9 protein-coding genes and 1 pseudogene are annotated in these 12,860 nt (G+C 73.3%); 2 read left to right on the top strand and 8 right to left on the bottom strand.

Annotated elements, in window-relative coordinates:
- Window positions 1-142: 142 nt before the first annotated feature.
- Both ABGA99_RS19100 and ABGA99_RS19105 read left to right on the top strand, forming a co-directional pair.
- Window positions 143-1,423: a DNA methyltransferase gene (locus tag ABGA99_RS19100; protein WP_347583046.1), complete on the top strand. Its 1,281-nt coding sequence runs from the start codon at window positions 143-145 to the stop codon at window positions 1,421-1,423.
- Window positions 1,424-1,561: 138 nt separating this feature from the next.
- Entirely contained in the window at window positions 1,562-3,598 is a 2,037-nt protein-coding gene (locus tag ABGA99_RS19105) for a prolyl oligopeptidase family serine peptidase (protein ID WP_347583047.1), read from the top strand.
- On the opposite strand, the pseudogene ABGA99_RS19110 reads toward ABGA99_RS19105, so the two are convergent.
- From ABGA99_RS19110 to ABGA99_RS19145, 8 genes and pseudogenes are all read right to left on the bottom strand, one after another.
- A pseudogene (locus tag ABGA99_RS19110) lies at window positions 3,585-4,379 on the bottom strand (SURF1 family protein); the annotation flags it as partial. The gene ABGA99_RS19105 and the pseudogene ABGA99_RS19110 sit on opposite strands and share 14 nt — an antisense overlap.
- A 61-nt stretch (window positions 4,380-4,440) precedes the next feature.
- Window positions 4,441-5,913, bottom strand: coding sequence for a hypothetical protein (locus ABGA99_RS19115; RefSeq protein ID WP_347583048.1), 1,473 nt, complete (start codon window positions 5,911-5,913; stop codon window positions 4,441-4,443).
- Between the two features lie 101 nt (window positions 5,914-6,014).
- Window positions 6,015-6,644, bottom strand: coding sequence for a SigE family RNA polymerase sigma factor (locus ABGA99_RS19120; protein ID WP_347578623.1), 630 nt, complete (start codon window positions 6,642-6,644; stop codon window positions 6,015-6,017).
- A gap of 254 nt (window positions 6,645-6,898) precedes the next feature.
- Window positions 6,899-8,170 (bottom strand): aspartate kinase, encoded by a 1,272-nt coding sequence (locus ABGA99_RS19125; RefSeq protein ID WP_347578480.1) that lies wholly within the window; start codon window positions 8,168-8,170, stop codon window positions 6,899-6,901.
- 255 nt (window positions 8,171-8,425) lie between these two features.
- The gene (locus ABGA99_RS19130) at window positions 8,426-9,088 is read right to left on the bottom strand and encodes a DUF5063 domain-containing protein (protein WP_347578479.1); all 663 of its coding nucleotides are present in this window, start codon (window positions 9,086-9,088) and stop codon (window positions 8,426-8,428) included.
- Between the two features lie 110 nt (window positions 9,089-9,198).
- Window positions 9,199-9,798 carry a recombination mediator RecR gene (recR, locus tag ABGA99_RS19135; protein WP_047016582.1) on the bottom strand — a complete coding sequence of 200 codons (600 nt, stop codon included), beginning with the start codon at window positions 9,796-9,798 and terminating at the stop codon, window positions 9,199-9,201.
- 145 nt (window positions 9,799-9,943) lie between these two features.
- A complete protein-coding gene (locus ABGA99_RS19140; protein WP_347578478.1) occupies window positions 9,944-10,279 on the bottom strand; it encodes a YbaB/EbfC family nucleoid-associated protein in 336 nt (111 codons plus the stop codon).
- A 271-nt stretch (window positions 10,280-10,550) separates the two neighbouring features.
- Complete coding sequence (locus ABGA99_RS19145; RefSeq protein ID WP_347578477.1) at window positions 10,551-12,851, bottom strand: DNA polymerase III subunit gamma and tau; 2,301 nt, start codon at window positions 12,849-12,851, stop codon at window positions 10,551-10,553.
- Between the last annotated feature and the right edge of the window lie 9 nt (window positions 12,852-12,860).

Raw genomic sequence — 12,860 nt, forward strand, 5'->3', positions numbered from 1 at the left:
GGGCGGCCTCTGCGCACGGCGCGCGTCGTACGGCAGTGCGCTTTCGTTCCGTACGACCAGACTTGCCGGTTCCGGACGGGTGACGTGCCGCCGCCTACTACGATCCACGCTACCCCCCACCCCCATCGGCGAGAGCGAGAGCATGCGGTCGGACACGCGTCAGAACGCACACCTCACCTACCGCGCCAACGCGGGCGCCGGCCGCCACGGGTGGCTCCGGCTGACCCCCGCCTACTCCGTGAGCCTCGTGCGCCGCTACGCCGCCGAGATGCCACCCGGCTCCGTCGTCACCGACCCCTTCTCCGGCACCGGCACCACCCCGCTCGCCGCCGCCGAGCACGGGCTGACCGGGCAGTCGCTGGACGTGAACCCGTTCCTGATCTGGCTGGGGAAGATGAAGACGGCCGCGTACGAGCCGGATCACCTGCGCGAGACCCGGCGGGCGCTCGCGCCGCTGGTGCACCGCGCCGAGGAGTTGCTGCCGGAGGCCGGCGAGCTGTGGCAGCCGGAGCTGCACAACATCGGGCGCTGGTGGGCGCGAAGCGCGCTGGACGCGCTGAAGGCGGTGCGGCGGGCGCTGGACGTCGCGGCGGGCGCGCTGCCGCCGGGCGGACGGGACCTGCTGGACGTGGCCTTCTGCCGGACGCTGATCGCGTCGAGCAACGCGGCGTTCAACCACCAGAGCATGTCCTTCAAGGAGGAAGAGGAGGACGGCGCCGACACCCCCCAGTCGCTCGACCTCGACGCCGCGCGGGCCGTGCTGGAGGCGTTCCGCCGCGAGGCCGGCACCACGCTCGCGAACGCCGCGGTCCCGCTGCCCGGCACGGCGCGCGTCCTGTACGGCGACTCCCGCGACATGCAGCCCGCCGCCGGCCGGCTCACGCCCTGCGACCTGCTGCTGACCTCGCCGCCGTACGTGAACCGCATGTCGTATATCCGCGAGCTGCGCCCGTACATGTACTGGATGCGGCATCTGCGGCGGGCGGAGGACGCGGGCCGGCTGGACTGGCAGGCGATCGGCGGCACCTGGGGCGCGGCCACCTCGCGCGTACGGGCCTGGCGCCCGCCGGGGCCCGACGCCGAGGGGGTGCCGGAGCCGGTCGCGGGCGAGCTGGCACGGACGCAGGCGGCGATCCGCCGGGACGGCGGGCGGAACGGGCCGCTGCTGGCCAACTACGTGGGCAAGTACGTGCACGACATGTGGGGGCACTTCCGGGCGGCGTACAAGAACGTGCGGGGCGGTGGGCGGGTGGTCTACGTGATCGGCAACTCGACCTTCTACGGGAACCAGGTGCCGGCACAGGAGTGGTACGCGGCGCTGCTCCGCGAGGTGGGCTTCGCGGGGGTCGAGGTGGAGGTGATCCGTAAACGGAACAGCAACAAGGCGCTGTTCGAGTACGCGGTGTCGGGCGGGCGGGCGTAGGACTCGCGGCTGCCGGGTGGCGGGTGGCACGGCGGGCACGCGGTCCGCGGCGGCGGGGGTTTATCCACAACTGGGGAGTAATCCACAGATTGGCGCTGCGATCGCCGCCGGGCCGGGGCGAGGACGCAGAATGTCGGCATGAGCGAGATCGACGGGGGCAAGGCGGGACGTGCCGGTGACGACGCGAGCGTCGGCGGCGAGGGCTACGGAGACGGCGGGCGCCACGGAAACGGCGCGGACGGGACCGGCGGCGCAGAGGCAGGCGGAGGCGAGACAGGCGCCCTCCCGAGCGGGCAGGCGGGCGCGACCCCCGCGTGGGAGCGGCGGTTCCGGGCGCCGCGGATCAGCCTGCCCGGATGGGCGGAGGACGCGCCGGACCGCGCGCTGTACGTGTCGAACGTGACGGGCACGTTCGAGCTGTACGCCTGGGACCGCCGCACGGGCGGCATCCGCCAGGTCACCGACCGGCCGAACGGCACGACGGACGGCGCGCTGACGCCGGACGGCGAGTGGGTGTGGTGGTTCTGCGACACCGACGGAGACGAGTTCGGGGTGTGGCGGCGGCAGCCGTTCGCGGGAGCCGCCCCGGGGCAGGACCGGGCGGCGGCGCCGGGGCTGCCGGCGGCGTACTCGGCGGGCCTCGCGCTCGGGCGGGACGGCTCGGCGGTGGTCGGCCGGTCCACGGAGGAGACGGGGACGACGATCCACCTCGTCCGGCCCGGCGGCGAGCCCAGCGAGATCTACCGGCACCGGGAGTCCGCCGGCGTCGGCGACCTCTCGCACGACGGCAGGCTGCTCGCCATCGAGCACACCGAGCACGGCGACGCGATGCACGCCGCCCTGCGGGTGCTGCGGCTCGCCGGCGCCCCCGGCGGGGACCCGATGGTCGCCGAGCTGGACGACACCAAGGGCGGCCGGGAGGAACTGGGCCTGGAGGTGCTGGGCTTCGCACCGGTGGCGGGCGACCCGCGGCTGCTCGTCGGGCACCAGCGGCGCGGCCGCTGGGAGCCGATGATCTGGGACCCGGTCACGGGGCAGGCCCGGGAGCTGGAGCTCGACCTGCCGGGGGACGTGTCGGCGGAGTGGTATCCCGACGGCAGCGCGCTGCTCGTGCTGCATACGTACCAGGCGCGCAGCGAGCTGTGGCGGTACGGGCTGGAGGGCGCCGACTCCGGCGCCCTGACCCGGGTCGAGACCCCGCCGGGGACGATCTCGGGGGCGACGGCGCGGCCGGACGGCACGGTGGAGTTCCACTGGTCGTCGGGCGCCGAGCCGCCGCAGGTGCGCTCCGCCGAGGGGGCCGTGGTGCTGCAGCCGCCGGGCCCGCCGGCGCCGGGCTCGGTGCCGGTGGAGGACGCCTGGGTCGACGGGCCCGGCGGGCGTATCCACGCGCTGGTCCAGCGGCCGGCCGGTGAAGGCCCGTTCCCCTGCCTGTTCGACGTGCACGGGGGCCCGACGTGGCAGGACAGCGACACCTTCGCGGCCGGCCCGGCGGCCTGGGTCGATCACGGCTTCGCCGTCGTCCGCGTCAACTACCGCGGCTCCACCGGCTACGGCCGGGAGTGGACCGACGCCCTGAAGCACCGGGTGGGCCTCATCGAGCTGGAGGACATCGCGGCCGTGCGGGAGTGGGCCGTCGCCTCCGGTCTCGCGGATCCCGAGCGGCTGGTCGTCGGCGGCGGCTCGTGGGGCGGTTATCTGGCGCTCCTCGCCCTCGGCACGCAGCCGGACGTCTGGGCGCTGGGCCTGGCGGCGGTGCCCGTAGCGGACTACGTGGCGGCGTACGAGGACGAGATGGAGGCCCTGAAGGCGCTGGACCGCACGCTGATGGGCGGCTCGCCGGAGGACGTCCCCGAGCGCTACGCCGCGTCGTCACCGCTGACGTACGTGGACGACGTACGGGCGCCGGTCTTCGTCTCCGCGGGGGTCAACGATCCGCGGTGCCCGATCCGGCAGGTGGAGAACTACATCGGGCGGCTGACGGAGCGCGGGCATCCGCACGAGGTGTACCGCTACGACGCGGGGCACGGCTCGCTGGTCGTGGACGAGCGGATCAAGCAGTTGAGGCTGGAGCTCGACTTCGTTCGCCGTCATCTGCTTCCGGACCTGGCTCCGCGGCCGCAGCAGCCGGATCCGGAGCCCCGGGACCGCTCTCGTCAGGATCGGGGGAGGTGAGGCCGAGGGCCGTGTCGCGGGCGACCTCCGCCTCGCGGCGGAAGAGCCGGTACCACATGAAGATCACGAAGCCGGCGAAGACGAACCACTGGGCCGTGTAGCCGAGGTTCTGGAACGCCTTGAGGTCGAGCCCGCTGCCCTGCGGGACCTCGGCGGGAACGGGCTGCATCCCGCCGTCTGCCTCGAAGAGCGTGACCCAGGCTGTGGAGACCTGCTCGTCGACCACGTTGACCAGCGCCGCGGCGCTGATCATGCCGACCTGGCCGCGGGGCAGCCCGCCCTCGGTATGCACGCCGGGGGAGCCCTGGTGCTCGGACGCCTGCAGGGCGCCGGTGACGGTGACCTCGCCGGCGGGCGACTCGGGGGCCTTCGCCGGGTCGGCCTCGCCGGGCAGCCAGCCGCGCAGGACGGGAACGGAGGTACGGGATCCGGCGTCGCCGTCGCCGCCCACGGGGGCGTCGGTGCGCAGGAGGGTGAGCACGTAGAAGCCGGTCTTACCGTCGAGGGTGCGGTCGGGGACGAGGAGTTGGGGGCCGTAGCGCCCGGTGACGGTGGCCGCGTCGCCGGTCGTCTCCTGGGTCACGGGCAGCAGCTCGCCCATCGGCCGGCCGTCGATGCCGTCGGCGGCGCGGTCCTGCCGCTCCTGCTGTTCCTGGTGGGTGTCCACGCGCGTCTCGAAGCGGCTCATCTGCCAGCTGCCCATGACCAGGCAGACGGGGATGGCGAGTGCGGCGAGGACGTTGACGACCCACCACCGGGGCGTCAGCAGGAACCGGTACACGCCTCCACGGTACGGCCTCCCCCGCGGCCGTCCGCCCAGGGGGCCGCGAACGCGGGCCGGGTCAGGCGCCCGGGAGCGGTTCGGTGTAGTAGACGGTGCCGGCGCAGGCGTTCTGGACCGTGACGCTGGCCACGGCGGAGGAGTCGGCCTCCGGCGAGTGGGTCAGGGTGACGGAGCCGTCGGTGGTGCCGTCGCCTTCGCCCGGCTCGCCGGTACCGCCGGTGTCGCCGCCGGTCTCGGTCCCCTGGTCGGTCTCGGACTGCGTCTCGTCCGGGGACGACTGGGTGTCGTCGGTGGGGTCCGGCGTCGGCGTGGTGGCGGTGGTGGTGCAGCCGCCGTCGCTGCTGGTCTCCGGCACCCAGGCGAACTCCACCACGTACGACTCGCTGGGCGCGAGCACCAGGGCGCCGGTCGCCGCCGGCGACGGCAGCAGGTCCGTGGCGGCGTCGCCGACGGTGTGCGTCCGGGTGTCGACCGCGCTGGCGCTCGCCGCGCCGAACGTGCCGCCCACCTGGACGCCGTCGGACGACTCGACCACGCAGGCGGTGGTGGAGACGTTGGTGACGGTGAAGGACCCGGTGACCCGGCCCACCTCGTCCGGCGTGCCGCTCGCCGCGACCGGCTCGCTGACCTGCGTCGGCGCGCACGGCTCCGGGTCGGTCGTGCCCTCGGAGCCGCCGGTCGGGGCGGCGGTGTTCTCTTCGTGCCCGGGGCTCTCGGTCTTCTTTTCCTTGTCGCTCGGCTCCGTGGTGCCGGCGGTGGCGTCCGAGTCGTTGCCCTCGACGGCGCCGCCGCCGCCCTGCTGCCCGGCGCCGGGAAGCTGGCTGTTGGCGATGTCCTGGCGCGGGTTCTTCTCGCTGGTCGAGCCGGCGACGTTCATCAGCGCCGGCACGGAGACGGCCAAGGCGACCACCGCGACCGCGGCGACCGCGACCAGCTGGCGGCGGCGCGTACGCCGCGCGGGCACCGCCCGCTGCAGGTACTGCAGCGTGCCCGGCGCCGGCTCCAGACCGTCGACCGCGGAGTGCAGCAGCAGCCGCAGCTCGTCCTCGCCGCCCGCGTCGTCGCCGCCGCCCCCGCCGCCGTAGCCACCGGGCCACCGCGGGGTCCCGGCCCCGCCGGGACCGCTCGCACCACCGAAGCCGGCCGCGCCACCCGCACCGTGCGAGCCGTCGAGCCCGGCCGGCTCAGGACGACCGTCCGGGCCACCGGGGCCCTCCGGCCCCTCCGCACCGCCGGACCCGGCAGCACCGCCCGACCCGGCAGCACCACCCGACCCGGCAGAAGCCCCGGACCCGGCAGCGCCGCCCGGCCCGGAAGCACCGTGCGGCACAGCACCCGGCTCGTCCGAGCCCGCGCCGGCCTCCTTCGACCTGGCCGCCGCGCCCCGCACCTTCGCCCCGTCGTCCGGCTCCGCGGCCCCACGCCCCGGCGCCTCCGGCACCGCCGCCTCGGGCAGCGGCGCCGTCACCTCGTCCGAACCCGCCGGCACATCCGGCAACTCCGGCAGTTCCGCCGTCTCCGCCACATCCACTGCCCCACGTCCGCGCCCGGATCCGGGCCCGCTGGAGCCCGACCCGCCGGATTCCTCGGAGCCCCGCTCCCATGGCGGCCCCGATCCGTAGAAACGCTCGCTCATGCCTGCGCTCCCATGGCTGTTCGCAGTGCGGCGATGCCCCGGGAGCCGTACGCCTTGACGGAGCCGAGCGAGATGCCCAGCGCCTCGGCCGCCTGAGCTTCGGTCATGTCCGCGAAGTAACGCAGCACGAGCACCTCGCGCTGCCGGCGCTGCAGCCCGCGCATCGCCTGGATCAATTGGTCGCGCTCCAACTGTTCGTACGCACCCTCTTCCGCGCTGGCCATGTCGGGCATGGGCTTGGAGAGCAGCTTCAGCCCGGTGATGCGCCGACGGAGCGCGGAACGTGACAGGTTGACGACCGTCTGCCGCAGATAGGCGAGGGTCTTGTCCGGGTCCTTGACCCGCTTGCGCGCCGAGTGGACGCGGATGAAGGCCTCCTGCACCACGTCCTCGCAGGAGGCGAGGTCGTCGAGCAGGAGCGCGGCGAGACCGAGCAGCGACCTGTAGTGGGTCTGGTACGTCTCGGTGAGGTGGTCGACGCTGGTGCCCTCCGCCATGGCGTCGTCAGCGTCCGCCGCGGACTTCTTCGCGGCGGGCCGCGCAGACCACGGCGCGATCACCGGCAGCCCCCGGGACGCCGCGGAGGAACCGGGGCGCAGCGCGGGGCCGGCCGGAAGGGTCGCAATGCTGAGTGCCTCTGCCACGCCTGTTTGACACTCCGACCCCCGTCAAGGTTGTACGCGCACGGCGGCAACGACGGTGGTGTTACCGCGCGTACTGCCATGCCCACTCCCTCGCTACCCGTGCAGCCGGCCAATGCGGGCAGGGACAGAGACGCTTCGCGGCGCCGCCGCGGTTGCAGACGGCGCGAACCGAAATCGTCGGATGGGAAGGGTGTTCGGCGCAAGCGGTATGGACCAACAGATCGATGACAACTGGTTCAGCGGCCCGTGCCGCCGTAGACGACCGCCTCGTCGCTCTCGCTGTCGAGGCCGAACGCCGTGTGCACGGCGCGCACCGCGTCCTTGACCACGTCCTCGCGGGTCACCACCGAGATACGGATCTCCGAGGTGGAGATCAGCTCGATGTTGACGCCGGCGTTGGACAGCGCCTCGAAGAACGTGGCCGTCACGCCCGGGTGCGAGCGCATCCCGGCGCCGACCAGGGAGATCTTGCCGACCTGGTCGTCGTAGCGCAGCGACTCGAAGCCGATCGACGGCTGCGCCTTGGTCAGCAGCTCCATCGCACGGTGGCCGTCGGTCTTGGGCAGGGTGAAGGAGATGTCGGTCAGGCCGGTGGCGGCGGCCGAGACGTTCTGCACCACCATGTCGATGTTGATTTCGGCGTCCGCAATCGCCCGGAAGATGGCGGCGGCCTCGCCCGGCTTGTCCGGGACCCCGACCACCGTGATCTTCGCCTCGGAGACGTCGTGCGCGACTCCGGAGATGATCGCGTGCTCCATGCCTTCTGCTCCCTCGGAGATATTGCCTACCCAGGTGCCCGGATGCCCCGAGAACGAGGAGCGGACATGAATGGGCATGTTGTACCGGCGGGCGTACTCGACGCAGCGGTGCAGCAGGACCTTCGATCCGCTGGTGGCCAGTTCGAGCATGTCCTCGTACGGGATCCGGTCGATCTTACGGGCCTTCTTCACCACCCGCGGATCGGCGGTGAACACGCCGTCCACGTCGGTGTAGATCTCGCAGACCTCCGCCTCCAGCGCCACCGCCAGCGCCACCGCCGTGGTGTCCGAGCCGCCGCGGCCGAGCGTCGTGATGTCCTTGCTGTCCTGCGAAACGCCCTGGAAGCCGGCGACGATCGCGATGGCGCCCTTGTCGACCGCCTCCTGGATCCGGCCGGGCGTGACGTCGATGATCCGCGCCTTGTTGTGCACTTCGTCGGTGATCACACCCGCCTGGCTGCCGGTGAACGACAGCGCCTCGTGACCGAGCTTCTTGATCGCCATCGCCAGCAGAGCCATGGAGATCCGCTCGCCCGCGGTGAGCAGCATGTCGAGCTCGCGCCCGGTCGGGATCGGCGAGACCTGCTCGGCGAGATCGATCAGCTCGTCCGTCGTGTCGCCCATCGCGGACACCACGACGACGACCTGGTGGCCGGCCTTCTTGGTCTCGACGATCCGCTTGGCGACGCGCTTGATGCCCTCGGCGTCGGCGACGGAAGAGCCGCCGTACTTCTGCACGACAAGGCCCACGTGCGCTCCTCGCAATGGTGTTTCGGTCGGCTCAGTCTACCGAGCCGACGGGTACGCACAGGGCGGGCCGGCTCGGAGACGTACCTGCCCGGGACCACCGCGGGCACACGGAAACGTAAGGCAGCTCACATCCGGAGCCCCGCAATCCGGGCGGGACCGAGGGAGGCGAACACAGCGCGCACACCCGGCACTCGGCACGTACGCACGGCGTACGCACCACGCCGCGCGCCCCGGCCCGCACGCCGCGCCCCCGGCTCAGGTACGCCGCAGCCCCAGCGGCTCCGCGATCTCCGCCGCCATCACGCGGCCCGCCTCTTCCTCCAGCCGCCCGTCGTCCACCGCGGCATCGCTGTCGGTGTCGAGCCCGTCCAGCTCCCCCAGGGGCGTGTCCAGCCGTACGTGCGCCACCAGCGACTGCAGCGCGCGCAGGCAGGCGCTCGCGGTCGGCCCCCAGTTGGACAGGTACGAGAACTGCCACCACCACAGCGCCTCGTTGACCCGCCCCGCCGCGTAGTGCGCGCGGCCGTGCCGCAGGTCGGTGATCACGTCGGCGAGGTCGTCGGAGATCCGGCTGGCGACGGGGGTGCTGCGCGGCACGTACGGGTCGAAGACCTCGGAGTAGACGTCCACCGGGTCCAGCAGCTCGGCGAACCGCTCGCGCAGCTCGTCCACGTCCGGCTCGGGGCCGGTGTCCGGCTCGTACCGCTCGTCCGGCACGAAGTCCTCGTGCGCGCCCAGCCGGCCGCCGGCCAGCAGCAGCTGCGAGACCTCCAGCAGCAGGAAGGGCACCGCGCTGTTCGGCTCGTCGCCCTTGGCGACCTCGGTGACCGCGACGATGAAGCTCTCGATCGAGTCGGCGATCTGGACCGCGAAGCTGTCCGGGTCCTGCGTCGCCTGGTGCGTGGTGGCGTCAGACATCGAGCAGACCTCCTCTGTCGGCGCCCCGCGCACCGGCAGGGCGCGTGCGGCGGCCTGCCGGGCTGCTGGGCGCTGCGCCGGGATCCAGCCGGCGGGCACGTGGTTCCGTTTCAGACATCGAGCAACCGCCTGCCTTCGAAGGCACGGCCGAGGGTGACCTCGTCCGCGTACTCCAGATCGCCGCCGACGGGCAGGCCGCTTGCCAGCCGGGTCACCTTCAGACCCATGGCCTTGACCATGCGGGCCAGATACGTGGCCGTGGCCTCGCCTTCGAGGTTGGGGTCGGTGGCGAGGATCAGCTCCGTGACGGCGCCGTCCGCGAGCCGGGCGAGCAGCTCCCGGATGCGCAGGTCGTCCGGGCCGACGCCCTCGATGGGGCTGATCGCGCCGCCGAGCACGTGGTACCGCCCGCGGAACTCACGGGTCCGTTCGATGGCCACGACGTCCTTGGGCTCCTCGACCACGCACAGGACGGCGGGGTCGCGCCGCGGATCGGCGCAGATCCGGCAGTGCTCCTCCTGCGCGACGTTCCCGCAGACCGCGCAGAACCGGACCTTCTCCTTCACCTCGGTCAGCGCATGCGCCAGCCGGCGGACGTCGGCCGGCTCGGCCTGCAGGATGTGGAAGGCGATGCGCTGCGCGCTCTTGGGACCGACGCCGGGCAGCCTGCCCAACTCGTCGATCAGATCCTGGACCACGCCTTCGTACACGCAACGCCTCTCTCGTGTCCGCTCTCCTGCACCAAGCTAGCCGCTACCGCCGGGTTCAACCTGCTTCGGGGCGGGGCCTCCGGTTCCGGAACCCGGCAGATCCGGACGGCCGGGAACGAACCCGCCGGAACGACGGAACGAGGGGTCAGAAGGGCAGCCCCGGCATCCCGCCGAGCCCCTGCGCGAGCGGGCCGAGGCGCTCCTGCTGAAGCTGCTGCGCGGCGTTGTTCGCGTCCCGTACGGCGGCCACGACGAGGTCGGCCAGCGTCTCGGTGTCCTCGGCGTCGACGGCGCGCGGGTCGATCACCAGACCGGTCAGCTCACCGGAGCCGGTCACCGTGGCCTTCACCAGCCCGCCGCCCGCGGTCCCCTCGACCGGCGTCTCGGCCAGCTCCTGCTGGACGGAGGCGAGCTCCTGCTGCATCTTCTGGGCCTGCTGCAGCAACTGCTGCATGTCGGGCTGGCCACCACCAGGCATCACGTCGCTCGCTCCTTGTCGCGCTACTGCAGTAGTTCTCTGCGGCTGGGTCTTCGTCTGCTTCTGTCTTCGTCTGTTCTGGTTCTGTTCTGCGTCTGTCCGCGTCTGCGTCGAGGTCGCCGGCCCGGGTGTCCGGCCGGTCCAGCCGAGCCTACGTTCTCAGCCGCCGCGCTGCCGTCCATCGCAGGGAGGACGCGCGGCACTTGGGTTGCCCCGCGAGGAGTCGCCGCTCCTCCCGCCGTCGTCATCCTTGCGGAGTATGCGGGCGGGGCGCCTAGTCGTGGCGGATCTCCTCTATGACGGTGGCGCCCAGCTCACGGACGATGAGGTCGTGGCCGGACAGAGCGGTGTCGACGAGGTCGGGGTCGTCCTCGTCGGGAATGTCGTCCTCCAGGGGCGGCGGAGGCGGTCCCGGATCGGGGGGCGGCCCGGGATCGGGCGGGCGCGGCCCGCCGGGACCGGAGGCCGCGGGCCGGGGCTGCTGGGGGGGAGCAGGCGCCGGTACGGAGGGCGCGGGCGAGGTCTGTACGGACTGCCGCAACCCGGCGCCGCCACCGCCGCCACCACCGAACCCGCCACCGCCTCCGGGCCCCGGGCCGCCGGGCCCGCCGCCGGAACCCCCGCCGCCGGGCCCACCGCCGGAGCCGCCGGTCGGGTCCACGATGGCCTCGACCTTCCACTGCACGTCGAACCGCTCGGCCAGCGCCTCGCGCAGCACCTCGTCGCTGCCGCCGTTGACGAAGCTGTCCCGCGCTCCGACGTTGCTGAAGCCGATCTGGAGAGTCCCGCCGTCGAACCCGGTGACCTGGGCGTTCTGGCTCAGCAGAATCCAGGTGAAGCGCCGCCGGTGCTTGACGGCCTCAAGGATGTCGGGCCACATCTGCCGCACCGAAGCGGCACCCGCCACCCCACCGCCCTGCTGCGCGGGCACGCCCTGAGCCGTAGCCGCAGGAGCCTGCGCCGCCACGGGGGCGGGTGCGGGTGCTGCCGCAGGCCCGGGTGCAGGTGCAGGTGCGGGCGCCGAAGCAGGTACTGCGCCCCCGGACGCCGCGCCGGACGCCGCCGAGCCCCCGCTCCCGGGCCAGGCCCCGGGCCGACGGGCCGGCCCGTCACCGCCACCGGAGCCCGGGGGCCCGGAATCGACAGCAGCGGCCGCAGGGGGCCCGGAAACATCCCTACCGGCATCAGACGCAGCAGAGGATGACCCGCCACCGGCAGGAGCCGGACCACCCTGCCCGGCAAGGGCCGCACGGGCCGCCCCGGCACCCCCGCTACCGGCGTCACCACCGGCACCATCGGCGACACCGCCACCGCCGGCGACACCGCCACCGCCGGCACCCTGACCGCCCCCGCCCCTGCCAGGAGGCCGGTGGGCGTCCGGCCCCGGTACGTACCCCACCGTGGGCGGCCCCGTGGCGGCGTTGCGCTCCAGGCGGTCCAGCCGGGCCATCACCGAGCGCTCGTCCCCGTACGCGCCGGGGAGCAGCACGCGCGCGCAGATCAGTTCGAGCTGCAGCCGGGGCGCGGTGGCGCCGCGCATCTCGGTCAGCCCCTCGTTCACGAGGTCGGCCGCGCGGCTCAGCTCGGCCGCGCCGAAGGTGTCGGCCTGGCGCCGCATCCGCTCCAGCACGTCCGCCGGAACGTCGATCAGCCCCTTGTCGCCCGCGTCCGGCACGGCGGCGAGGATCACGAGGTCCCGCAGCCGCTCCAGCAGGTCGGTGACGAACCGCCGCGGATCGTGCCCGCCCTCGATCACCTGCTCCACGACCGCGAACGCCGCCGCCCCGTCGCCCGCCGCGAAGGCGTCGACGACGGAGTCGAGCAGGGTGTCGTCCGTATACCCGAGGAGGGCGGTGGCCATGGCGTACGTCACACCCTGCTCACCGGCACCGGCGAGCAGTTGGTCCATGACGGACATCGAGTCCCGCACGGAGCCGGCCCCGGCCCGTACGACCAGGGGCAGCACCGCGTCCTCGACGGGGATCGACTCGACGCGGCAGACATCGGCGAGATAGTCGCGCAGGGTGCCGGGCGGGACGAGGCGGAAGGGATAGTGGTGGGTCCGGGACCGGATGGTCCCGATGACCTTCTCCGGCTCGGTCGTGGCGAAGATGAACTTCAGGTGCTCGGGCGGCTCCTCGACCACCTTCAGCAGGGCGTTGAACCCCGCGGAGGTGACCATGTGCGCCTCGTCGACGATATAGATCTTGTACCGGCTGGCGGCAGGCCCGAAGAACGCCTTCTCGCGCAGGTCACGCGCGTCGTCCACACCGCCGTGCGACGCGGCGTCGATCTCGATGACGTCGATCGACCCCGGCCCGTTCCGCGCGAGGTCCCGGCACGATTGGCACTCCCCGCACGGCTCCGGCGTCGGCCCGCGCTCGCAGTTGAGACACCGGGCGAGGATGCGCGCGCTGGTCGTCTTCCCGCAGCCGCGTGGCCCGCTGAACAGATACGCGTGGTTGACCCGCCCGTTCCGCAGCGCCTGCTGCAGCGGGCCGGTCACGTGGTCCTGCCCGATGACCTCGCCGAAGGTCTCGGGTCGGTAGCGGCGGTAGAGAGCGAGCTGCGACACGACTACGAC

Source organism: Streptomyces sp. B5E4 (genome assembly GCF_039871555.1).
Classification (GTDB): domain Bacteria; phylum Actinomycetota; class Actinomycetes; order Streptomycetales; family Streptomycetaceae; genus Streptomyces.

Excerpts from the sequence above, each read along its gene's own strand:
- ABGA99_RS19100 (WP_347583046.1), top strand. The coding sequence starts at position 143 with ATGCGGTCGGACACGCGTCAGAACGCACACCTCACCTACCGCGCCAAC.
- ABGA99_RS19130 (WP_347578479.1), bottom strand. The coding sequence starts at position 9,088 with ATGTCTGACGCCACCACGCACCAGGCGACGCAGGACCCGGACAGCTTC.
- ABGA99_RS19105 (WP_347583047.1), top strand. The coding sequence starts at position 1,562 with ATGAGCGAGATCGACGGGGGCAAGGCGGGACGTGCCGGTGACGACGCG.